Raw genomic sequence first — 21,141 nt, forward strand, 5'->3', positions numbered from 1 at the left:
GTTCGCCCCGCGCGAGTGCATCTACCGACTGCGCCTCTCGGGAAACGCGTCGCCAGTTGCACTTTCGCGGTCAGGAACGGTAGGCCGTGACGATCGGCTCGAGCTCGTCGGGTGTGGCGCCGTGCATGATGACCGCGTCGGCCCCGTAGTCGAATTCCTTGCGGATGCGCTCCACGCACTCATTCGCCGACCCGGTCGCCGAGGGCTCCAGCCATTCGTCGGGAATCAGCGTCGCGATGTGCTCGATCTGCTCGGCCGTGCCCTTGTGGTCGATCCCGCCCGCGATCGATGTGACCACCGGGTCTTCGCGGAACCGTTGCAGCACAGCGGGATCCCAGTCATTGGTTTGGACCAGCAGGTCGCCGTAGCCCTGCAGATAGGTGGCCAGCCGCGCGACGGTCTTCTTCAGCCGCAACTCTTCCGGCAGATGGTCGCCGACGGTCGCAAAGCACGACCACACCCGCACACTGTCGGGATCGCGGCCCGCCTTCTCCGCGGCCGACTTCACGGTTTTGACGCTGCGCTGCAGGGTCTCCGGGGTGAAGTAGGTGTGCAGGATGACGTCGTCGAACACGCGGCCTCCGAGCGCGAGCGTGTTGGGGCCGAACGCCACCAGGGCTAACCGGATGTCTTCGTTGAAGTCCGGATCGAGAAACAGGATCGGGTACTTGCCCATCGGCCCGTCGTGGTTGAAGATCAGCTCGCCGTGCCACAACCGGCGCATGACCTGGGCCCAATCCTCCATCTGCGCGGTCGTCACCGCCGGTATGCCGAAGGCCCCGTAGATCGCGGCGATGCCCCGGCCGACGCCCAGGGTGAATCGGCCGCCGGAAAGGCGATGCATCGTGGTCGCCCACGATCCCGTGATCAGCGGGTGGCGGGTGTTGTGATTGGTTGCGGCGGTGGCGATCTGCATCCGGTTGGTCACCGCGCACGCCGCCCCGACCAGAGACGACGCCTCCTTGACGTTCCACCGCTCGGAGATGAATGCGGTGCCGAAGCCGAGTTCCTCGCCGCGGCGGGCCTCGTCCATCAATGTCGCCGGACCCTCGCCGCCGGCCCCGGCCAGCAGATAGAAGCCCAATTCATCAAGCGCACGGTCACTCAATTCCAAACCCCTTGCTGGTAGCCGCAGTTCCAAACCTCGGTAATCTTGCCATCGACCACGCGGAACACCTCGATGCTGGCGATGTTGGTTTCGGTGCCGTCTTTGGTCCTGATCGTCGAGTCGTAGACGATCGCCACGTGTTCGCCGTCGTCGCCCTCGACGACGACGTTGAGGTCGAAGTGCAACGATTCGGCCGCCTGCCACATGTCCACTACCCGTTGGACCGCTTCGGCGTGCGTCAATGTGCGCGCCGCACCGACCTCGTGCCGGATGACGGTGTCGCCCAACAACTCCTCGGCCAGCTCGATGTTGCGTTCGTTCCACACGACGAGGTTGTAAAGTTCGACCACCGAACGCGCCGTCCACGTCGACGCCATCAGCCGGGCACCGCCTCACGCAGGAACCGGTCGGTGATGCGCTGTACGCGCCGGGAGAAAATGTGCCCGACGTGGCTGCCGTCGTACCAGTACAACTGGCCGGCCCAGCGTTCCTGCAAGGCATTCGTGGGCTCGCGCATCGCCATCCGGTCGTGCCATGCCCCGACGATGAGCCGGCGCTGCGGCGGCGGTGACGGAGTGACCGCCAGGGGATCGATCACCGAGGTCAGCTGGGTGACCACGGGAGATTCCAGCAACGCGCGGAATCCGTCGCGCGAGGGCCCCCAACGCTGAAGGTGTCGCGCAATCATCGCGTTGAGCCCCAGGATGGGCGTGTACAAGGCCACCGCATCGATCTGCTTCTCCAGGTGCGAAACCAGCGCGGCCACCGGGGTGCCCATCGAAATCCCGGCCACCACAACGGCGGTGGCTTGCGACCGCGCCCAGCGCGCCACGGCGCGCACCTCGGAGACGACGCGCATCATTCCCGCGACGTTGCCGAGCGGATCCATGTCGGGATACGCCGGCCATTGCCGGCGCCGGCACCCGTGGCCGGGCTGCACCGGCATCGCGATGTTGAACCCCAGCTTGCGATGTATTCGGCCGATGCCGGACATCAGCAGGTCTTCGGTGCCGCCCTGGCCGGCGCCGTGCACCCACACCAGCCACGGCCTCGGGCCGTCGCGGTGCCGGCACAGGTGCACCACCGCCCGCGCCGGGCCGCCCAACCGGTCGGCCTCCAGGGTCGGCGGCAAGGCCGGGTCGTGTTCGAAAGTCATCCGTTCGTATGCCAGGCCGGCGATCCGGCGCCGGCGTATCGAGGTTGCCCGCAACGGGTTCGGCTCGGCATGCGCGCGGTCGATGCCGAGCGCCGAGAGCTCCTCGGCGGCCGCGGTGCACGCATCCAGCGGGCGCATCGCCGCGGGGTTGCCGCCCAGCAGCGAAAAGCCGCTCAGCACAAGCTCATCGAGCATGACCTCACCGAACTGGCGCGCACCGCGCGGCGACAGCGGTGTCCAGCCGGTCGACTCCTGCAGACCGGCCATCGTGCGCGGCACCAGCATCCCGATTTCCCGGGCCACGTCTTTGGCCAGGCTCAGCCCGCTCAATGCCTTCGCCATGTCGTTCACCTTCAACAGCTAAGCCAGTTTGAAACCGGTGTATCCGCTGGCCGCGATTTCGTCGCAGCGGCGCCGGTACTCGGGGATTCCGCCGGTATAGCCCATATACATCCGTTTCTTGCCGGGCACGTTGCCACCGTTGTACCAGGAGTTGCACGACGGGTGGACCAGAACCGTCGGCGCAACCAGCGCCGTGGTGTGGTCGATCCACTCCTGCTGCGCACTGCTCAGCGCCTCGATGGTGCGAATGTCGTTGGCGCGCAGATACGCGAGGCAATCACCGATCCACTCCACGTGCTGTTCGAGGGCGGCGACGAAGTTCGTCGCCGCGCTGGGGCTGCCCGGGCCCTGAACCGTGAAGAGGTTCGGGAACCCGGCGACCGCCAAGCCCAGATACGACAGCGGGCCTTCGGTGGCCCAGAATTCGCCGAGCGAGGCGCCGCCGCGGCCGCGGACGTCGATCCGGCTGAGCGCGCCGGTCATGGCGTCAAACCCGGTGGCGTAGACGAGGACATCGAGTTCGTGCACCCGGTCCCCGGTGCGGATACCGGCCGGCGTGATCTCATGGATGGGCGACTTCCGCAGGTCGACCAGGGTGACGTTGTCCCGGTTGAAGGTCTCGTAGTAACCCTGGTCGATGATCGGGCGCTTGCAGGCGAAGGGATGCACGGGCACCAGGGACGCGGCGGTGACCGGGTCCTTGACGATGCGGGCCACCGCCTCGCCGTACAGTTCGGCGGCCATCCGGTTGGCGTCGATGTCGAAGAAGATGTCGCCCCAGTTCAAGGCGCCCATCACGCCGTTCTCCTCGATGGCGCGCAATTGTTCTTCGCGCGTCGCCGACTTCAACGGCGGACGGCCGAGCATCTCGAGCAGGACGGAGAAGGCGCTCAGTCGCGCCGCGCCGATCGGATGGGCGCGTTGGGCCGCACGGATTTCGCCGTAGCGGGCCTTCATGTCGTCGAGCTCGCCAGGCTCGAACCGATGCACCCGCCAGGGCAGGGTGTAGGCGGGTGAACGCTGAAACACCGTGAGATGCAGGGCTTCTCGGGCAACCACGGGGATGAGCTGGACGCCGGTCGAGCCGGTGCCGATGACACCCACCCGCTTGCCGGCCAGGTCGACGCCACCCTCGGGCCAGCGACTGGTGAACAGCGACGCCCCGGCGAACGTGTCCATGCCCGGGATGTCGGGCTCCAACGGTACCGACAGGATGCCGGAGGCGGCGACCACGAACGGAACCCGCAACGTTTCGCCGGCCTCGGTGCGCACCGACCACATCGCGGCTTCGTCGTCGAACGTCATCGCGACGACCTTGGTGCCGAATTGGATGTCACGGCGAAGGTCGAGCCGGTCGGCCACGAAGTTCAGGTAGGCCTCGATCTCGGGCTGGGCCGGCATCGACTCGGTCCACACCCACTCCTGCTGGATCTCCCCGGAGAAGCTGTAGGAGTATTCGATGCTCTCGATGTCGCAGCGGGCTCCCGGGTATCGATTGAAAAGCCAGGTGCCGCCCACGTTTTCGGCCATTTCCAGCACGCGGGTGCGTAGCCCCAGTTGCCGCAGCCGGTGCAGCATGTACAGCCCGGAGAATCCGGCGCCGATGACGAGGACGTCGAACGAGGTATCAGCGTCGGCCATCGTCGCCGCCGGTCATCGTCAAGATGGTTCGGGTGAGGCGCAAGGACTTGATCTGCCAGCGACCGTCTCGCTTCTCATAGGTCTCGTGGTAGTGCCCGGCCCCGTACAACTCGCGGCCATCACCGAAGGTCAGCAGGTCCTCCATCGCCCAGATGCCGGTCGCGGTGGTGGCCGACGTGAGCGTGATCTCTGGGGTGTGACAGTGATGCTTGGTGGCAACCCCCTCAAGGCCCCCCATCACCATCGGTGCGAAGTTCACTGGCCCCCCTCCGCCCCTCTGTCGGATGGCGCGGTCTGGGGGTCTGCGCCGGCGGTGGACACCGCCATATCCAGGGTGACAACCAGGTCGGTGGTGAACACGTCGCGCCAGGACTCGAGGTCCTTGGTGTCCAGGAAACGGCAGTAGCGCGCCTTGAGTTGCCGGATGGCTTCCAGCTCGTCAGCCGCTGTCGTCATCTCACTCCCTTGCCGCGCGCGGGCCGGACTGCTGAAATCTATACTGTAATGGATTTAGTATCAATGATCACGGGAGGCGCTGGCTGTGAAAGTCCCATTTACCTGGAAGGTCACCGGCTGGTTCATGGTCGGCTGGTCCCCGGAGTTTCCCGTCGGCGAGGTCCGGCCGTTGCACTATTTCGGTGAGGACCTGGTGGCTTACCGCGACGAGCAGGGCGAGCTGCACGTTTTGGAAGCGCACTGCAAGCACCTCGGCGCCCACATCGGCCACGGCGGCAAGGTGGTCGGCGACTGCGTCGAGTGCCCGTTCCACGGCTGGCGCTGGGGCCCGGACGGCTGCAACAAATACATCCCCTACCAGCCGGACCGGCCCAACCGCGGGCTACGGCTGCAGGTGTATCCCGTCCGGGAGCAATACGACTGCGTGTTCATCTGGCACCACCCCGACGGCAAGGAGCCGCAGTGGGAGATGCCGGATATCTTCCGCAAATTCCCGCAATTCGAAACCGATCCGGCGCAGTACTACCGGGCGTATCCGGAGTTTTCCCGACGGGCGGAGCGCGAACCGGTGCATCCGCAGATCGTCGCCGAAAATGCCCCCGACAGCGCCCATTTCGAGTACGTGCACCACGCCACCGTGACGCCCCGGGTGCTGGACTGGAAGATCGTCGACCAGGAGTGGCAGTTCATCGCGGGGTGGCCGGACGCGCGCAGCGACAATCCCGACGACCTCGCGTTGCGGTTCCACAGCCACCTGTTCGGGCTCGGCGGGGCGATCAGCGTCTTCGAAGGCGCGCAGAACCATCGGCTGATCTTCACCTGCACACCGGTCGACGACGAATGCTCGGACCTGTTCTACTCGATCTGGTGGCCGCGAATCCCCGGCGATGACTCCCCCGTGCCCGAAGGCAAGCTGCGCGACCTCATCGAAAACCAGTTCCTGTCCACCGTGTTCGACGACCTGCAAATCTGGCGCTACCAGAAGTATGTGGAGCACCCCGCGCTCTCGAAGACCGACGCGAAAGGATATATGGCGCTGCGGAAGTGGGCGACGCAATTCTATGACGTCGCGCCGGTGGGCGCCCCCGCATGACGGACCGGCTGGCGGGACTGGCCGCACCCGAGCACACCGCGATCGTCACCCAGGAGTGCCAGGGCGCGGTGATGGGTCCCGACGCCGGACTGGCCGTGCTCGCCGAGGAAGCCCGCCGCGAGGCGCTGCCCAACATCGCGCGCCTGCTGCCCGCGGCCCGCGCGGCGGGGGTGCGCGTCGTGCACTGCCTGGTGCAGCGGCGGCCCGACGGCCTCGGCTCCAACCACAACGCGAAGATCTTCGCGATGAGCGGCGGCAACCGGGTGGACATCACACCCGGCACGCCGGGCGCGGAATTGCTGCCCGAATTGGGGCCGGAGCCTTCGGATTTGGTGCTGCGCCGCTGGCACGGTGTCGGCCCGATGGGCGGCACCGATCTGGACGCGGTGCTGCGCAACCTGGGGGTGTCGACCATCGTCGTGGTGGGCGTTTCACTCAACATCGCGATTCCCAACCTCGTCATGGACGCCGTCAACGCCGCCTACCGGGTGGTCCTCCCCCGCGACGCGGTCGCCGGCATACCCGCCGACTATGGTGCAGCGATGATCGCCAACACGCTGTCGCTGCTGGCCACCGTCACCAACACCGACGACGTGCTCCGGGCTTGGGACGAGGCAGCGCGATGACCGACACAGCGCCGGACGTTCGCGGCGGATTCCCCGACTTCAAACCCGTCGAGGACGCCCCCGCGGAGCTGGGCCCGTTCGTCGCCGCGCTGCGTCGCCTGCAGGACCTGACCGTGTCCACCAAGCCCGACCCCGCGCTGTGGGCCGCCGCGACCGTGCACCTGGAGAATGCCTGCGCGCTACTGGATGGCCACCAGGTCCCGGAGATCGAGGCGGTGGCCGGCCGGGTGCTGACCCTGCCCGGGTTGGCCCATCCCCTGATGCCGCCCTGGATGGTGACCGAGTCTGGTCCCGACGGCGTGCAGATGGCCGGTCATTTCACCACGTCGCACATCGGCGGGAACCGGGCCGTGCACGGCGGCATGATCCCGCTGTTCTACGACTGGCTGTTCGGCATGGTGGTCTCCACCGCGAACTGTCCACCCACCCGTACGGCGTTTCTGCACGTGGATTACCGCAACATCACCCCGATCGACCAGCCGCTGACCGCCCGCGGCCGCATCACCAACGCCGACGGCCGGAAAATTTTCATTGACGCTACTATGACAGACGCCGACGGCACGCTGCTCAGCGAAGCCAACGGCCTGATGGTTCGCCTGCTACCCCACCAGCCGTGAGAGGCACGATGTCCGACACCACAACAACATTCACGGTGCCGGCGGTCGCGAAGGCCGTCGCGGCCGCCATCCCCGACCGCGAGCTCATCATCCAGGGGGAACGCCGCTACACCTACGCGCAGGTGATCGACCGCTCGAACCGGCTCGCCGCCTACCTGCACTCGCAAGGGCTGGGGTGTCACACCGAGCGCTCCGCGCTGGCCGGCCATGAGGTGGGCCAAGACCTGCTCGGTCTCTACGCCTACAACGGGAACGAATTCGTCGAGGCATTGCTGGGCGCCTTCCAGGCGCGGGTTGCCCCGTTCAACGTCAACTTCCGCTACGTGAAAAGCGAGCTCCAGTATCTGCTGGCGGATTCGGGGGCCACCGCGCTGCTCTACCACGCCGCGTTCGCACCGCGCGTGGCCGAGATCCTCCCGGCCCTTCCGCAGCTACGGGTGCTGATCCAGATCGCCGACGACTCGGGCAACGACTTGCTCGACGGCGCAGTCGATTACGAGGCCGCCCTGGCTTCCGTGTCCCCGGAGCCGCCGCCGGTGCAGCACTGTGCCGACGACCTGTATGTCCTGTACACCGGGGGCACGACGGGGATGCCGAAAGGCGTGCTGTGGCGCCAGCACGACATCTTCATGACGTCCTTCGGCGGGCGCAACCTCATGACCGGCGAGCCCTCGGCATCCATCGACGAGATCGTCGAGCACGCCGCCGCGGGCCCGGGCACCAAGCTGATGATCCTGCCCCCGCTGATCCATGGTGCGGCCCAGTGGAGCGTGATGACGGCCATCACCACGGGGCAATCCGTCGTCTTCCCCACGGTCGTCGATCATCTGGACGCCGACGACGTGGTGCGCACCATCGAGCGGGAGAAGGTCATGGTGGTCACGGTGGTCGGTGACGCGATGGCGCGCCCGCTGGTCGCCGCCATCGAGAAGGGGATCGCCGACGTGTCGTCGCTGGCGGTCGTCGCCAACGGCGGTGCCCTGCTGACCCCGTACGTCAAGCAGCGCTTGATCGAAGTGCTGCCGAACGCCGTTGTCGTCGACGGCGTCGGGTCGTCGGAGACGGGCGCGCAAATGCATCACATGTCCACCTCGGGGGCGGTCGCGACCGGCACGTTCAACGCCGGGCCGGACACCTTCGTGGCCGCCGAGGACCTGACGGCCATCCTGGAACCCGGGCACGACGGGATGGGCTGGCTGGCCCAACGAGGCTACGTTCCACTGGGCTACAAGGGCGATGCGGCCAAGACGGCCAAGACTTTTCCGGTCATCGACGGCATCCGCTACGCCGTGCCGGGTGACCGTGCGCGCCACGGCACCGACGGCTCCATCGAATTGCTGGGCCGCGACTCGGTGACCATCAACTCCGGCGGCGAAAAGATCTTCGTCGAGGAGGTCGAAACGGCGATCGCATCGCATCCCGCGGTGGCCGACGTGGTGGTTGCCGGGCGGCCGAGCGAGCGGTGGGGCCAGGAGGTCGTCGCCGTCGTGGCGGTCGCCGAAGGCGCCAGTGTCGATGCCGACGAGTTGGTCGCCCACGCCTCAAACTCTTTGGCGCGCTACAAACTTCCCAAGGCGATCGTCTTCCGCGCGGTCATCGTTCGCAGCCCGTCGGGCAAGGCCGACTACGGGTGGGCGCGTGAGCAAGCGGTGAACGGTTAACCGCGCCGAGGCGTTGATAAGAGCTGCGAGGCAGGGGAATTCGTGGTTCGGTAGCCGGTGCATCAATGCCCCTCTACGGTCGCGCCGCCCCGCGACATCCCCGCCGAGCGTTCGGCGAAGGTTTCCAGTGCAGCGCGGAACTGCCGCTCAACACGTGAGACCAAGTCGGCAACCGTAACTATCCCGTCCACGCAGGCGGCGCTGTGACCGGCGCTGTAGCGCACGCTGGCCTCCCCGGAGCGGTGGTGTGCGGACGCACCCAACCGCGACATATGAAATCCTGCGTCGGTCGCGGGCGCTATCGCCGGTTCCGTTGCGCGGATCATGCTGGTGGGCAGGCCGGTGAATTCGCTTGTCAACTCGATGTCGTCGATGCTCGCCGCCACAACGGCGTTCTTCCAGCCCGGCGGCGCGGCGCTTTCGGCGGTGGCGATGAATGGGGTGCCCATATAAACGAGGTCATAGCCGGCAACGAGCGCGGCAAGCAGGCTCGCGCCGTCGGGCACCCCGCCGGCAAGGATCATCGGCCCGTCCCACACCCGCCGTACCGCACGCGCAAAGACGAGCGGGTTGGCCCAGCCGGTTTGCCCGCCGCCACCGGCCGTGAGTAGCACGAGGCCGTCGGCGCCCGCAGCGATCGCCCTTTCGACGTGGCGCATCGACGCAACATCCGAGAGGACCAGAATTCCTGCCTCATGCAGGGGCCCGACGACGGGTTGCGGCGAACCGACGCTGGTAATCACAGCGGGAACTCGGCGTGCGGTGATGACAGCCAGATCATCGGCCAGCCGAGCATTTGACTTGTGCACCACCAGGTTAGGGATCGCCGGACCCGGCAAGCCGTTCAGTCCGGCTAGCCACCGGTCTACTTCGGCCGGGGCTCCGGCGTTGTGCACCGGGAAAGAACCCCCGATTCCGGCCGCCGCGGCCGCATTGACGATGTCGAATCCCGACACTGCCGTCATTGGCGCCGCGATCAGCGGGATGCGAAATCGCGAGGAAAAAGACGCCCACGTAGTATTCATCGTCACAATATACTTTCTACATATAAAGTAACTTTGAGGGTGTTGGAGGTGGCCGGATGAACCAGGGCCCGATGCACGGGGTGCGCATCCTGGATCTATCGATCGCACTGACCGGCCCGTACGCGGTGGCCCTGCTCGCCGATCAGGGTGCTGATGTCATCAAGCTCGAGCGGCCCGGGATCGGCGACATTGCCCGCTATCTCGGGGTCAGCGTGAACGGCATGTCAGCGCTCTACCTGATGTGCAACCGCGGCAAACGCTCAATCACGGTCGATTTGCGGCACGCGGAGGGCGCAAATATCGTGCGACAGTTGGCTGCCCACGCGGATGTGGTGGTGCAGAACTTCCGGCCCGGGGTGGTCGATCGCCTCGGCATCGGCTACGACGATATCCGCGCGGTCAATCCCGAGGTGGTGTACGCGTCACTGTCCGGGTTCGGCAGCCAGGGGCCTTACCGCGACCGCAGCGCGTATGACACCGTGATTCAGGCATACGCCGGGTTGGCCGCAAATCAGGCCGATCCCGCCGACGGGGTACCGCTATTTCTTCGGCAGACGGCTGCCGACAAGGTGACCGCTTTGTATGCGTGCCAGGCCATCACAGCGGCGCTCTTTGCCCGCGACCGTGGCAATGGCGGCCAGCATCTCGAACTGTCGATGGCCGACGCGGTGGTGTCCTTCCTCTGGGCCGACGCCGCCGGCAACGAAGTCCTGCTCGACTCCGATCACAGCCAGCATTCCAGTTTCGTTGCCGGGTTCGCCCCGTTTCGCTTCACCGACGGCTGGGGCATCGTCACGCCCACCACCGAACGGGACTTCTCCGGGATGTGTCGCGCGTTCGAGGTCGACGGCTGGGATGATCCGCGCATCGCGACGATGGCAGAGCGCAACAAGAACCGTGATGTGGCTGAACATTTGGTCGATCTGTGTTACGCCAAGGCCGCCAACATGACGATGGACCAGGCGACCACGCGACTGGACGCCGAGCGGGTGCCATTCGCGATGGTGCTGCGTCCCGATCAACTCCCCGACGATCCACACGCCCAGGCGATCGGGCTGTTCGAAGAGCGGGAACACCCGATCGCCGGACGGATCCGGCTGCCCCGCCATCCCGCCCGCTTCGCGGTCACACCGGCGACGTTCGCGGCCAACTCTCCGGGTCTGGGTGAACACACCGACGACGTGCTGACCGAACTCGGTTTGGGCGGACGCATTACGGAGTTGCGGGCGTGCGGCGCAATTGCCTGAACCGAGCGGCTACGGCGACAGCAGTCCGCGCACGGCCTGCACGGCGCGATCCGTCGCCACGGACACCGACACCGCGCCGGGGTCCAACAACTGCTGCATGGCGACCCCTCGCAGCAGCCCCACGATGACGAATGCGGTGTTCTGGCAATCGATGTCGACGCGAGCACGGCCGGCCGCACGGGCGACGATTTGGGCGACCCCGGCCCGGAAGTGCCGGTCCCACTCGATGCGCGACGCGCGAAGATCCGGCGCCCCGGCGATGGCCTGGGCCCACAGCACCACATGCACCCGCGCTATGGGATCGGTGCTGGTCACCAATCTGAGGTACGTCTCGATGAAAGTTTTCACACTGTCGACGCCCTCCGCCTTGGCGACGGCCGGCTCGATGTGGCTGCGGTAGAGCTCATCGACCACGTCGTTGAGCCGATCGATGAGCGCGGCCTTCGTGCCGAACAAATGGGTGACCAGCGCATGGCTGTAACCTGCGCGCTGGCCGATCGCGGCAAGCGACAGTTGCCCGAAGCCGCGCTCGACAATCAGTGCCGCCGTCGCGGTGACCAACTTGTGCTCGCTTTCCGCTCGCCGCTCCCGTTGCGTTCGCCGTCCGCTCCGCTGTGTCATCGACGGCACGATATACCCGGCGGCCCACGCGATGCAGTATCGCGACTACGGAAAGCAGTACAAAAAGGAATACCGTGATGGCAACGGTAGGCTATGGTGGACGTCGTGCCACCACCGCAGAAGGACGAGATACTAACGGCATCGACCGAGGTGCGAGCCTCTGCGGATCAGATTTACGCCGTCGTCTCGAACGTCACGCGAATCCCGGAATGGAGCCCCGAGACGACGCGCGCAAAGTGGCTGGCGCCGAATCGCTTCCAGGCCTGGAACCGCAGGCGGCTGGGCCGGTGGCGCACCATGGCGAACGTCGTTGACGCCGTGCCGGGACAGAGATTTGCCTTCGTCGTTCAGGCCATGGGTGGGGACTGGACGCAGTGGACGTACGTCATCGAGCCCGGTTCCGCCGCCGGCGCGACGCGTCTCACCGAAGAGTTCCGAATGTGCGTTGGGTTGCCTTTGAGCGTCGTGGTGTTCGAGCACCTTTTCTTGTTCGTCCGGGACCGTCGTCAGGACCTGCAAAAGAACCTTGATCTTTCGGTGGAGCGAATCAAAGCGATTGTGGAAGCAGAGAATTCATGAAGCATCAGGGGCGTATCGCTGTGGTCACGGGCGCGGGCTCCGGCATCGGCCGCGCGTTGACGCTGGCGCTCACCGCGAACGGGGCGCATGTCGCGGCTTCCGACATCGACGAAAATGGCCTGGCCAAGACCCAGGACGCGTGTCGGCCCGGCCAGGTCACGTCCTACCGGGTCGACGTGGCGGACCGGGACGCGGTGCTGGGCTTCGCCGAGGACGTGCGCGGGCAGCTCGGGCCGGCCTCGATGTTGTTCAACAATGCCGGAGTTGACCTGTTCGCGAGCGTGGCAGACATGTCGTGGACCGATTTCGATTGGCTCATCGGCATCAACGTCGGCGGCGTCGTCAATGGGACCAAGGCGTTCTTGCCGCAGCTGATCGAGTCCGGCACTTCGGAGCGCCCCGCGCGGTTGGTGAACCTGTCCAGTGCCTTCGGTTTGATCGCGGTGCCGTATCAAGGTGCCTACAGCACGGCGAAGTTCGCGGTGCGAGGTTTCACCGAGGCGCTGCGCCAGGAAATGATCATCGAACGCCATCCGGTGACGGTGCACTGCGTGCACCCCGGCGTCGTGCGAACCAACTTCGGGACCAACATGCGCGCCGCCGATACCGAGGACCCCGACATGGCGGCGAAACTCTTTGCGCGCGCGGCTCTCACCTCCCCCGAGAAAGCGGCGCGCCTCATTCTGCGTGGCGCCGAGAAAAACCGGGCCAGAATCCTCATCGGGCCCGACGGGCGCGTGATGGCGGCGATGCCCCGGCTGCTAGGCGCGCGCTATGCCGCTTTGCAGGCCTATGCCGCGAGGGCGACCAACGCCCGCTCGGGGCGCGCCGGCGCTTGATTCGGCGCTAAGCGCGCTTGATTCGGCGCTGCGTGCGGGCCCGCGCGATCCGCAGGGCGGTATTGGCGTAGATGCGCAGCGATCTGCCGAACGGCGGCGCCGCGGTCCCGGTGATGCTGAACGGCAGGTCGTTGCCCACGACGGTGCGGTAATGACTGAAGGTGTCGAAACCGGCCTTGCCGTGGTAGGCGCCCATCCCGCTGCGCCCTACTCCCCCGAACGGGGCGGCCGACGGAATCATCTGCGCCGCAAAATCATTGCGAGCGACGCCACCGCTGCGGGTGCTGCGCACGAAGGTGCGGAAATCATCGTCGGCTGGGCCGTACCAGTAGGCCACCAGTGGCGCGGGCCGTTGGTTGACGTAGTCGATCGCCTCGCTCAGGCGCGAGTACCCCATGACGGCCAGCACGGGGCCGAAGGTCTCCTCGTGGGCGATCCGCATGCGGTCGTCGATGTCGCGGACAATGGTGGGCGCGATCTTGCGGCTGCCGCGGTCGGGCAGTGATTCACCCACGGGAGCAACGGTTTCCACGCGGGCACCGTGCGCGCGCGCATCGTCGATCAGCCCTCCCACCCGGTCGAAATTGGCCTGGTTGACGCTGGAGCAGTAGTCCGGGTTGGCGATGACCGTCGGGAACATGCCGCGCAAGGTTTCGCGCGCGGTGTCGACGAACGCGTCGATGTGGTCGTCGGGCACCATGACGTAATCGGGGCAGACGCAGACCTGCCCGCCGTTGACCATGCGGCCCCGGGCGATACGGGTCGCCGACCGCGCGATGTCGGCGCCCGGAGCAACGACCACCGGGTTCTTGCCGCCGAGCTCCAGGGTGACCGGGACGAGATTCTGGGCGGCCGCGCGTTGCACCAGCGCGCCCACCGACGGCGAGCCGGTGAAAAACAGATGATCGAACGGCAGCGCCGAGAAGGCGGCCGCGACATCGGGGCCGCCGGTGACCACGTCGAGCTCGGTCGGGTCGAAGTACTTGGGCGCGGTCGCCGCCATCAGATCCGCGGTGTGCGCGGTGATCTCCGACATTTTGATCATCACCCTGTTGCCGGCCGCGAATGCGGCCGACGCGGGCAGCACCACAAGGTTGACCGGGAAGTTCCACGGACCGATCACGCCGACGACGCCGAGCGGGGTGGGCTGGACTTCCGCGCGCAGGCCGCACAGCCGCGCGGCGGACATCAATTTGGCCGGGCGCATCCATTGCGCAACATGGGATCTGGTGTGTTCGACCACCGAGGTGATCCCGATGATCTCGGTGAACAGCGATGCCGCCTTGGACCTGGTGCCGTAGTCGGCGGCCATGGCGTCGATGAAGGCGTCGCTGTTGTCCAACAGCAGCGCCATCAGCCGATCGATGCGGTTGCGCCGGACGGCCGCGCTAGGTGGCCCCTCGGCCAGGAACGCGCGCCGCTGACATTCAAGGCTGCTTTGTAGCGCCGCCCGCTGGTCTTGCGCGGCGGCGTCGACTCGTTCGCCGGTTGCGCTCATCGGGCCAACCCCTCTACGTCGACGAGTTTGTCAGGCTCGCCGTACGGCGAACAGCAACACCCTACTCGATGCTTCGCGGCGATACTGGCATAGCTACTGTTAGTATTACCGGATGGTTTTCCAGGTGACGACCTTCGGTGGTACTGGCGCGGCCAGGGCGAGGCGATGACCGTCGCCGAGCTGGTATTCGATCCGTTTTCGGCGGACTTCTTCAACGGACCGTATGAGACGTATCGGCGGATGCGCGCGGAAGCCCCGGTTTACTACAGCGAGCGGTACGACTTTTATGCGCTGAGCCGTCATGCCGACGTCGCCGCGGCGTTCAAGGACTTCGAGACGTATTCGTCGGCGTACGGGGTGGACCTGGGGATGGTGCGGACGGGGCAGAAGGTGCCGGCGAAGATGATCATCTCGCTGGATCCGCCCGAGCATCGGCATATGCGCAGCCTGGTCAACAAGGTGTTCACGCCACGGGCGATCACGGCGCTCAAGGCGATGGTGACCGAACAGATCGAGCACTATCTGGAGGCCGCCGATCCCGACGAATTCGATGTCGTTCAAGACTTCTCGGCGTTGTTCCCGGTGGAAGTGATCACCCGGATGCTGGGGGTGCCTGCCGACTATCGGCAGAACGTCAGGCTCTGGATTGACGAGTTGCTGCACCGCGAGCCGGGCCAGATCGAGATGTCCGATGCCGGCAACCAGGCGATGGCCAACTCCTGGGTGATGTACTACGAGCTCATCCAGCAGCGGCGCGCGCAACCGCAAGACGACATGATCTCCAGCCTGATCGCGGCCGAGATCGAACGTGAGGACGGTGAAACGACCCGGCTCAAAGGTTCCGAGATCGCCGGGTTTGCAACGTTGTTGGGCGGTGCGGGCGCCGAAACGGTGACCAAGCTGATCGGCAACGCGACGACGGTCTTCGCCCGCAACCCCGAGCAATGGCAGAAGCTGCTCGACGACCGCAGCAAGGTCCCCGCCGCCGTCGAAGAGCTGCTGCGCTACGAGGCGCCGGCACAGTACAACGTGCGCCGATCGATGAAGGACGTACACCTGCACGGAGTAACCATCCCGGCGGGCAAGCCCGTCTTCCTCATCGGCGGTTCGGCGAACCGCGATCCCGACGCGTGGACCGACGCCGATGTCTTTGACATCGACCGTGACCGCGCCGAGGCGCAGAACCTCGGCTTCGGGTACGGCATTCACAGCTGCCTCGGTGCGGCGTTGGCCCGGATGGAAAGCGCGATCGCACTGGAGAAGTTGCTCGATCACATGCCGCGCTATGAGGTGTTGTGGGACCGCTGCGAACGGGTGGCCATGCAAAACGTGGCCGGGTGGTCCCGGGTCCCGGTGCGGGTGCTGAGATGACTGACGGCGGCGGCGCGGCGCTGCTCCCCTATCGCGTGCACGCCATCGCGTCGACCACGGCCGACCTGGTGGAGCATGCCGGCGGGTGGCTCTTCGACCACGTGATGGCCGGGTGGAAAGTCACGGTGTTGCTGCCGGATTGCGCCGATCCGCGGCCGATGCACGTCCTCGGCGCCGCCGTGGGCGATCTGGAAACGGTGCTGACGACGGCGCACGATCTGGCGGAAATGCCGGCCGCGCTGGTCGTCGCCGCCGACCTCTACGGCCACGATTCACGGGTGCGCCGATTCGTGCGTGCGGCCTGCGACGACCATAGGGTCCGCACACTGCTGTGGGGCCAAGAACCAGCGGGCCGCAAGCAGGGCATCCGCTCGGTTCATTACGGACTGGGCGCGGCGGCTCGCGCATTCAAGGCCGAGGCGTTGGCTGCCTCAGGAGTCCGGAAGTCAACCATCGAGCCGGCCGAGGTCTTTCGGGCTGCCGGCGGTCAGCGTGCACATCGACGTATAGACCGCGTCGCCGCCGGCCTGCTGAGCCAGGGATAGGAGCGGTTGTGAACACACTGCCGACGAGCCACGACATCCACGCGGAACCACCAACTGCCCTGGATGTCGTTGACGGGGCCGATCTCACGGGCAAGACGTGCGTGATTACCGGAGCGTCCTCGGGCCTGGGCCGCGAATCGGCCAGAGCGCTGGCCGCAGCGGGGGCGCAGGTGGTATTGGCGGCACGCAACCGCGACGCGCTGGCCGAAACCCAGACATGGATTCACGCCGCCAATCCGGATGCCCGGATCGCGACCGTCCAACTGGATCTGACCTCGCTGAGCAGCATTCGCGCGGCGGCCGCCGCGATCCAAGATCTTGCCCCGTCGATCCATGTCTTGATGAACAATGCCGGGGTGATGTTCACGCCGTTCGATCGAACGGTAGATGGCTTCGAAATACAGTTCGGCACTAACCATCTCGGGCACTTCGAACTCACGCGACTCCTCATCCCGCAGCTCGTCGCCGCGTCCGGCGCTCGCGTGGTCGTCCTGTCGTCCGATGGCCACCGGATGAGTGACCTTGATTTCGATGATCCCAACTGGGAGCGGCGGCCCTACGACAAGTTCCTGGCGTACGGCGCGTCCAAGACCGCCAATATCTTGCACATGGTCGAACTCGAACGACGACTTCGCGACGAGGGGATCGGCGCCTACGCCGTGCACCCGGGCATCGTGGCAACCGGCCTGGCCCGGCACATGGGCAAGAAGGATTTTGCGCACCTTGCCGATCGTGCCGCGGCAGAACGGAAACGGGACGCGCCCGCCGTCGACGTCACGCGCGATTTCGTGATGCCCGACCGTGGGGCGGCGACCCAGGTATGGGCCGCCGTCGCGCCCGAGCTCGACGGTGTCGGGTCGGCATACCTCGCCGACTGCCGTATCCGCACCGACGTCGCACCGTATGCCCTTGATGAGCAACGCGCCGCTCGGCTCTGGTCCCTGTCGGAAGCGCTTTGCGACGACCGTTGACGCGAAAGGCCTCTGCGGCGGGCCCCCGCGGAGTCCTCCTGCCCGGCTGACCCGGATAGTATACTGTAATCTTTACAGTACGACCGTGTACCCGAGCCGGAGAGCAGCCGTGGAAAGTCAGCTTGAGGATGCCGTCGCCGCCGCCTTGCCGACCGGCTACCTGCGTGACCCATACCCCCACTTCGCCCGGAAACGCAGCGAGGGCGGAGTGTTTCGCGGCACGGTCATGGACTATTCGAAAACCCCCGAGTCGCTGCGGCCCAAGCGCTCCTTCGCGGCGATGTCGTTCGACGCGGTGAACAAGGCGTTTCGCGACGGCCGGGTCTTCAGTTCGGCGATGTATGACACCACCATCGGCTTGTTCATGGGCCCGACCATCCTGGCGATGGAGGGCAAAAAGCACCGCGACCACCGCAATCTGGTGTCCGCGGCGTTCAAGTCCAAGGCCCTCGCCCGCTGGGAGCCGACGGTCGTGCGGCCGATCTGCAACGCCCTCATCGACGAATTCGTCGACGCCGGCCGCGCCGATCTGGTTCGGCAGTTCACCTTCGAATTTCCCACCCGGGTCATCGCCACCCTGCTGGGCCTGCCGTCAGAGGATCTGCCCATGTTTCATGGGCGGGCGGTGGAGCTGATCAGCTACACCGTCAACTACGAGCGCGCCTTCGAGGCGTCGGCGGCGTTGAAGGACTACTTCGTCGAACAAATCGACGCGCGCCGGGCCAACCCGACCGAGGACATCATCGGGGACCTGGTCACCGCGGAGATCGACGGCGAAAAGCTCAGCGACGAAGCCATCTACTCGTTTCTGCGGCTGCTGCTGCCCGCCGGGCTGGAAACCACCTACCGGTCATCGGGCAACCTGCTCTATCTGCTGCTCACCCACCCCGAGCAGTTCGCCGCGGTGCAGGCCGATCGCGGGCTGGTCGCGCTGGCGATCGAGGAGGGGCTGCGCTTCGAGACACCGCTGACCACGGTGCAGCGATTCACCACCGAGGACACCGAATTGGAGGGGGTCAAAATTCCGGCCCGGTCGGCGATCGACGTGTGCATCGGCTCGGCGAACCGGGACGGACGTCGCTGGGAGCGCCCAGAAGAATTCGATATCCTCCGTGCGCACATGCCGCACATCTCGTTCGCCGCCGGCGAGCACACCTGCTTGGGTCTGCACCTCGCGCGCATGGAGACCCGGGTCGCCCTCGAATGCCTGCTGGATCGCCTGACCAACATCCAACTGCTCACCGATGACGACCCGCATATCCATGGTCAGCCGTTCCGTTCGCCGACGGCGCTTCCGGTTACGTTCGACGCGAAGTAGGGTCCGGGAATGGTCAAGGTAATGCAGGGCTTTCGGGTCCTCGAGGTTGCGCAGTTCACATTCGTCCCCGCCGCCGGCGCCATCCTCGCCGACTGGGGCGCCGACGTCATCAAGGTCGAGCACCCGGCGCGCGGCGACACTCAGCGCGGCTTCGTCAACATGGGCGGCTTCCAGCTCGATCCCGACCGGCATCCGTTGATAGAGCATCCCAACCGCGGCAAGCGCAGCGTCGGGATCGACGTCTCCACGCCGGGCGGCCAGGAAGTGATCTACGAACTGGCCAAGACCGCCGATGTGTTCCTGACCAACTACATGCCCGCGCAGCGGCAAAAGCACAAGTTCGACGTAGAGCACATCCGCGCCGTGAACCCCAACATCGTGTATGCCCGCGGATCGGCCTACGGCGACAAGGGCGCCGAGCGTGACGTCGGCGGCTATGACGGAACGGCGTTCTGGACGCGCAGCGGAGTCGGGTACGCGCTGACCCCCGAGGAGTTGGGCGGCGCACTGGGACAAGGCATTCCCGCGTTCGGGGACTCCATTGGCGGCATGTTCATCGCCGGCGGCATCTCCGCTGCGCTGCTGCACCGCGAGCGCACCGGTGAAGCGCTCGAGTTGGACGTGTCGTTGCTGAGCACGGCGTGGTGGGCGGCCGGAGCGAGCGTGACGCAGGGCATGGAGACCGGTGAGGTCATGCGCACCCCGATGCCAGGATCTGCCGCCGCGTCGGTGAATCCCTTCCTGGGCAACTACGAAACCTCCGACGGCGGCACAATCAATCTGTGCATCGTCAGTCCGACGGGCTACATTCGCGACACTTTCGAGCACCTCGGCATCCCCGAGGCGGCCGATGACCCCCGCTTCGCCGACGTGCTACCGCTGATCCAAAACGCCGACGCGGCCGCCGAGCTGATCTCAAAGGCTTTCGCCGGCAAGTCTTTTGACTACTGGCGACAGCACCTGAAAACGATGAAGGGCCAGTGGGCACCGTTCCAGAGCCTCATCGATCTGGCCGGCGACGAGCAAGCCATCGCCAACGACATGATCGTCGAAGTGGAGGCCAACGACGGCGGCACGCCGTTCAAGGTCGTGCGCGGGCCGGTGCAATTCAACCACGAACCCCTCGTCACCACCCGGGCCCCACAGGCCTCCGAGCACACCGAAATCGTCCTGATGGAACTCGGGATGGACTGGGACCGCATCGCCGAACTCAAAGAGTCAGGAGCTATCGCTTGACCACCAGTACGAACGACGTCGCGATCATCGGCGTGGGTCTGCACCCCTTCGGCCGCTTCGAGGGCAAGTCCGCGATGGAGATGGGGGTCGACGCCATCCGGCTCGCGGTCACCGACGCGGGCGTGCAGTGGAAGGACATCCAAGCCGCCACCGGAGGCAGCTGGACGGTCGCCAACCCCGACGCAATCGTCGCCATGGTCGGGCTCTCCGGCATCCCCTTCACCAATGTGTTCAACGCCTGCGCGACCGCGGCCAGCGCCGCCAAGGCCTGCGCCGACGGAATCCGGTTGGGCGACTACGACATCGGGATCGCCATCGGCCTGGACAAACATCCGCGCGGCGCCTTCACCGAGGACCCGGCTCTGGTCGGGATGCCCCGCTGGTATGCGGAGAACGGGCAGTACCTCACCACCCAGTTCTTCGGCATGAAAGCCAACCGCTACCTGCACGAGCATGGCATCTCCCAGCAGACACTGGCCAAGGTGGCGGCCAAGAACTTCCGTAACGGCGCGCAGAACCCGAACGCGTTTCGGCGCAAACCGATTCCGGAAGACGAGATCCTCAACTCGACGATGCTGAATTACCCGCTCACCCAGTACATGTTCTGCGCGGCCGACGAGGGCGCCGCCGCCGTGGTCATGTGCCGCGCCGACATCGCGCACCGCTATACCGACAAGCCGATCTTTTTGCGGGCGGTCGAGGTGCGCACCCGCCGCTACGGTGCCTACGAGGTGAACACCACCTTCGCGCCAGTCGACGAGGATGTGGCACCGACCGTGTATGCCGCCAGAGCTGCGTTCGAAAAGGCCGGTGTGGCACCGGAAGACGTCGATGTCATTCAGCTGCAGGACACCGATGCCGGCGCGGAGATCATCCACATGGCCGAATGCGGGTTCTGCGCCCACGGTGAGCAGGAGAAGCTGCTGGCCGACGGTGCCACCGAGATCAGCGGCTCCATGCCGATCAACACCGACGGCGGGCTGATCGCCAACGGCGAACCGATCGGGGCGTCCGGCCTGCGCCAAATCCACGAATTGGTGCGCCAACTGCGCGGCGAAGCGGGCGATCGCCAGGTGGCCGGCGAACCGCGCGTCGGGTTCGCTCAGCTCTACGGCGCGCCCGGCACCGCCGCGGCGACGATTCTGACCACCTAGCGCAAGCAGACCCCGCCGAGCGCTGGCCCGCCGAGCG

At 66.3% G+C, this 21,141-nt stretch carries 22 protein-coding genes; 13 read left to right on the plus strand and 9 right to left on the minus strand.

What is annotated here, in order from left to right; translation table 11 throughout:
* Positions 1 to 70 precede the first annotated feature (70 nt).
* The 6 genes from A5775_RS06400 to A5775_RS26205 are packed head-to-tail and all read right to left on the minus strand — an operon-like array spanning position 71 to position 4,703.
* On the minus strand, positions 71 to 1,108 hold the full coding sequence (locus tag A5775_RS06400; RefSeq protein WP_197512388.1) for a TIGR03857 family LLM class F420-dependent oxidoreductase: 1,038 nt from the start codon (positions 1,106 to 1,108) through the stop codon (positions 71 to 73).
* The gene (locus tag A5775_RS06405; RefSeq protein WP_067249355.1) at positions 1,105 to 1,485 is read right to left on the minus strand and encodes a nuclear transport factor 2 family protein; all 381 of its coding nucleotides are present in this window, start codon (positions 1,483 to 1,485) and stop codon (positions 1,105 to 1,107) included. The genes A5775_RS06400 and A5775_RS06405 overlap by 4 nt, the downstream gene beginning before the upstream one ends.
* Positions 1,485 to 2,606: a PHB depolymerase family esterase gene (locus A5775_RS06410; protein ID WP_067249504.1), complete on the minus strand. Its 1,122-nt coding sequence runs from the start codon at positions 2,604 to 2,606 to the stop codon at positions 1,485 to 1,487. The genes A5775_RS06405 and A5775_RS06410 overlap by 1 nt, the downstream gene beginning before the upstream one ends.
* Positions 2,607 to 2,624: 18 nt before the next feature.
* Positions 2,625 to 4,247 (minus strand): NAD(P)/FAD-dependent oxidoreductase, encoded by a 1,623-nt coding sequence (locus tag A5775_RS06415; RefSeq protein ID WP_067249358.1) that lies wholly within the window; start codon positions 4,245 to 4,247, stop codon positions 2,625 to 2,627.
* Complete coding sequence (locus A5775_RS26200) at positions 4,234 to 4,506, minus strand: nuclear transport factor 2 family protein (protein ID WP_369827787.1); 273 nt, start codon at positions 4,504 to 4,506, stop codon at positions 4,234 to 4,236. The genes A5775_RS06415 and A5775_RS26200 overlap by 14 nt, the downstream gene beginning before the upstream one ends.
* Positions 4,503 to 4,703 (minus strand): nuclear transport factor 2 family protein, encoded by a 201-nt coding sequence (locus A5775_RS26205; protein ID WP_369827788.1) that lies wholly within the window; start codon positions 4,701 to 4,703, stop codon positions 4,503 to 4,505. Before A5775_RS26205 ends, A5775_RS26200 begins: the two co-directional genes overlap by 4 nt.
* Positions 4,704 to 4,788: 85 nt before the next feature.
* On the opposite strand from A5775_RS26205, the gene A5775_RS06425 reads away from it, so the two are divergent.
* From A5775_RS06425 to A5775_RS06440, 4 genes are read left to right on the plus strand one after another with little or no spacing between them, the layout of a single operon-like run.
* Positions 4,789 to 5,796, plus strand: coding sequence for a Rieske 2Fe-2S domain-containing protein (locus A5775_RS06425; RefSeq protein ID WP_067249362.1), 1,008 nt, complete (start codon positions 4,789 to 4,791; stop codon positions 5,794 to 5,796).
* A complete protein-coding gene (locus A5775_RS06430; protein WP_067249367.1) occupies positions 5,793 to 6,422 on the plus strand; it encodes a cysteine hydrolase in 630 nt (209 codons plus the stop codon). Before A5775_RS06425 ends, A5775_RS06430 begins: the two co-directional genes overlap by 4 nt.
* The gene (locus A5775_RS06435) at positions 6,419 to 7,039 is read left to right on the plus strand and encodes a PaaI family thioesterase (RefSeq protein WP_067249371.1); all 621 of its coding nucleotides are present in this window, start codon (positions 6,419 to 6,421) and stop codon (positions 7,037 to 7,039) included. Before A5775_RS06430 ends, A5775_RS06435 begins: the two co-directional genes overlap by 4 nt.
* An 8-nt stretch (positions 7,040 to 7,047) precedes the next feature.
* A complete protein-coding gene (locus tag A5775_RS06440) occupies positions 7,048 to 8,700 on the plus strand; it encodes an acyl-CoA synthetase (protein ID WP_067249375.1) in 1,653 nt (550 codons plus the stop codon).
* 62 nt (positions 8,701 to 8,762) lie between these two features.
* Here the strand turns inward: A5775_RS06440 and A5775_RS06445 are convergent, their stop codons facing one another.
* Entirely contained in the window at positions 8,763 to 9,725 is a 963-nt protein-coding gene (locus tag A5775_RS06445) for a nitronate monooxygenase family protein (RefSeq protein WP_067249378.1), read from the minus strand.
* Positions 9,726 to 9,781: 56 nt separating this feature from the next.
* Between A5775_RS06445 and A5775_RS06450 the strand changes: the two genes are divergently transcribed.
* Complete coding sequence (locus tag A5775_RS06450; protein ID WP_067249380.1) at positions 9,782 to 10,972, plus strand: CaiB/BaiF CoA-transferase family protein; 1,191 nt, start codon at positions 9,782 to 9,784, stop codon at positions 10,970 to 10,972.
* 9 nt (positions 10,973 to 10,981) lie between these two features.
* On the opposite strand, the gene A5775_RS06455 is transcribed toward A5775_RS06450, so the two are convergent.
* On the minus strand, positions 10,982 to 11,593 hold the full coding sequence (locus tag A5775_RS06455) for a TetR/AcrR family transcriptional regulator (protein WP_067249383.1): 612 nt from the start codon (positions 11,591 to 11,593) through the stop codon (positions 10,982 to 10,984).
* 93 nt (positions 11,594 to 11,686) lie between these two features.
* On the opposite strand from A5775_RS06455, the gene A5775_RS06460 reads away from it, so the two are divergent.
* Both A5775_RS06460 and A5775_RS06465 read left to right on the plus strand, forming a co-directional pair.
* On the plus strand, positions 11,687 to 12,172 hold the full coding sequence (locus A5775_RS06460; RefSeq protein WP_067249386.1) for an SRPBCC family protein: 486 nt from the start codon (positions 11,687 to 11,689) through the stop codon (positions 12,170 to 12,172).
* Complete coding sequence (locus A5775_RS06465) at positions 12,169 to 13,011, plus strand: SDR family oxidoreductase (RefSeq protein WP_067249389.1); 843 nt, start codon at positions 12,169 to 12,171, stop codon at positions 13,009 to 13,011. Before A5775_RS06460 ends, A5775_RS06465 begins: the two co-directional genes overlap by 4 nt.
* A 7-nt stretch (positions 13,012 to 13,018) precedes the next feature.
* On the opposite strand, the gene A5775_RS06470 is transcribed toward A5775_RS06465, so the two are convergent.
* A complete protein-coding gene (locus A5775_RS06470; RefSeq protein ID WP_082952904.1) occupies positions 13,019 to 14,509 on the minus strand; it encodes a coniferyl aldehyde dehydrogenase in 1,491 nt (496 codons plus the stop codon).
* 165 nt (positions 14,510 to 14,674) lie between these two features.
* Between A5775_RS06470 and A5775_RS06475 the strand changes: the two genes are divergently transcribed.
* The 6 genes from A5775_RS06475 to A5775_RS06500 all read left to right on the plus strand — a co-directional run bounded on the left by A5775_RS06475 (position 14,675) and on the right by A5775_RS06500 (position 21,104).
* Entirely contained in the window at positions 14,675 to 15,880 is a 1,206-nt protein-coding gene (locus A5775_RS06475; RefSeq protein WP_067249393.1) for a cytochrome P450, read from the plus strand.
* On the plus strand, positions 15,877 to 16,425 hold the full coding sequence (locus A5775_RS06480) for a hypothetical protein (protein WP_067249396.1): 549 nt from the start codon (positions 15,877 to 15,879) through the stop codon (positions 16,423 to 16,425). Before A5775_RS06475 ends, A5775_RS06480 begins: the two co-directional genes overlap by 4 nt.
* A gap of 8 nt (positions 16,426 to 16,433) precedes the next feature.
* Complete coding sequence (locus A5775_RS06485) at positions 16,434 to 17,396, plus strand: SDR family NAD(P)-dependent oxidoreductase (protein WP_231995124.1); 963 nt, start codon at positions 16,434 to 16,436, stop codon at positions 17,394 to 17,396.
* Between the two features lie 109 nt (positions 17,397 to 17,505).
* On the plus strand, positions 17,506 to 18,714 hold the full coding sequence (locus tag A5775_RS06490) for a cytochrome P450 (RefSeq protein WP_067249399.1): 1,209 nt from the start codon (positions 17,506 to 17,508) through the stop codon (positions 18,712 to 18,714).
* Positions 18,715 to 18,735: 21 nt separating this feature from the next.
* The gene (locus tag A5775_RS06495; protein WP_067249516.1) at positions 18,736 to 19,950 is read left to right on the plus strand and encodes a CaiB/BaiF CoA-transferase family protein; all 1,215 of its coding nucleotides are present in this window, start codon (positions 18,736 to 18,738) and stop codon (positions 19,948 to 19,950) included.
* Positions 19,947 to 21,104: a thiolase family protein gene (locus tag A5775_RS06500; RefSeq protein WP_067249402.1), complete on the plus strand. Its 1,158-nt coding sequence runs from the start codon at positions 19,947 to 19,949 to the stop codon at positions 21,102 to 21,104. Before A5775_RS06495 ends, A5775_RS06500 begins: the two co-directional genes overlap by 4 nt.
* Positions 21,105 to 21,141 lie beyond the last annotated feature (37 nt).

The sequence above is a fragment of the Mycobacterium sp. 852002-10029_SCH5224772 genome, assembly GCF_001667315.1.
Classification (GTDB): domain Bacteria; phylum Actinomycetota; class Actinomycetes; order Mycobacteriales; family Mycobacteriaceae; genus Mycobacterium.

Coding starts and splice junctions, on each gene's coding strand:
- A5775_RS06405 (WP_067249355.1), bottom strand. CDS start 1,485: ATGGCGTCGACGTGGACGGCGCGTTCGGTGGTCGAACTTTACAACCTC.
- A5775_RS06410 (WP_067249504.1), bottom strand. CDS start 2,606: ATGGCGAAGGCATTGAGCGGGCTGAGCCTGGCCAAAGACGTGGCCCGG.
- A5775_RS06415 (WP_067249358.1), bottom strand. CDS start 4,247: ATGGCCGACGCTGATACCTCGTTCGACGTCCTCGTCATCGGCGCCGGA.
- A5775_RS26205 (WP_369827788.1), bottom strand. CDS start 4,703: ATGACGACAGCGGCTGACGAGCTGGAAGCCATCCGGCAACTCAAGGCG.
- A5775_RS06430 (WP_067249367.1), top strand. CDS start 5,793: ATGACGGACCGGCTGGCGGGACTGGCCGCACCCGAGCACACCGCGATC.
- A5775_RS06435 (WP_067249371.1), top strand. CDS start 6,419: ATGACCGACACAGCGCCGGACGTTCGCGGCGGATTCCCCGACTTCAAA.
- A5775_RS06440 (WP_067249375.1), top strand. CDS start 7,048: ATGTCCGACACCACAACAACATTCACGGTGCCGGCGGTCGCGAAGGCC.
- A5775_RS06445 (WP_067249378.1), bottom strand. CDS start 9,725: ATGAATACTACGTGGGCGTCTTTTTCCTCGCGATTTCGCATCCCGCTG.
- A5775_RS06450 (WP_067249380.1), top strand. CDS start 9,782: ATGAACCAGGGCCCGATGCACGGGGTGCGCATCCTGGATCTATCGATC.
- A5775_RS06455 (WP_067249383.1), bottom strand. CDS start 11,593: ATGACACAGCGGAGCGGACGGCGAACGCAACGGGAGCGGCGAGCGGAA.
- A5775_RS06460 (WP_067249386.1), top strand. CDS start 11,687: ATGGTGGACGTCGTGCCACCACCGCAGAAGGACGAGATACTAACGGCA.
- A5775_RS06465 (WP_067249389.1), top strand. CDS start 12,169: ATGAAGCATCAGGGGCGTATCGCTGTGGTCACGGGCGCGGGCTCCGGC.
- A5775_RS06470 (WP_082952904.1), bottom strand. CDS start 14,509: ATGAGCGCAACCGGCGAACGAGTCGACGCCGCCGCGCAAGACCAGCGG.
- A5775_RS06475 (WP_067249393.1), top strand. CDS start 14,675: ATGACCGTCGCCGAGCTGGTATTCGATCCGTTTTCGGCGGACTTCTTC.
- A5775_RS06480 (WP_067249396.1), top strand. CDS start 15,877: ATGACTGACGGCGGCGGCGCGGCGCTGCTCCCCTATCGCGTGCACGCC.
- A5775_RS06495 (WP_067249516.1), top strand. CDS start 18,736: ATGCAGGGCTTTCGGGTCCTCGAGGTTGCGCAGTTCACATTCGTCCCC.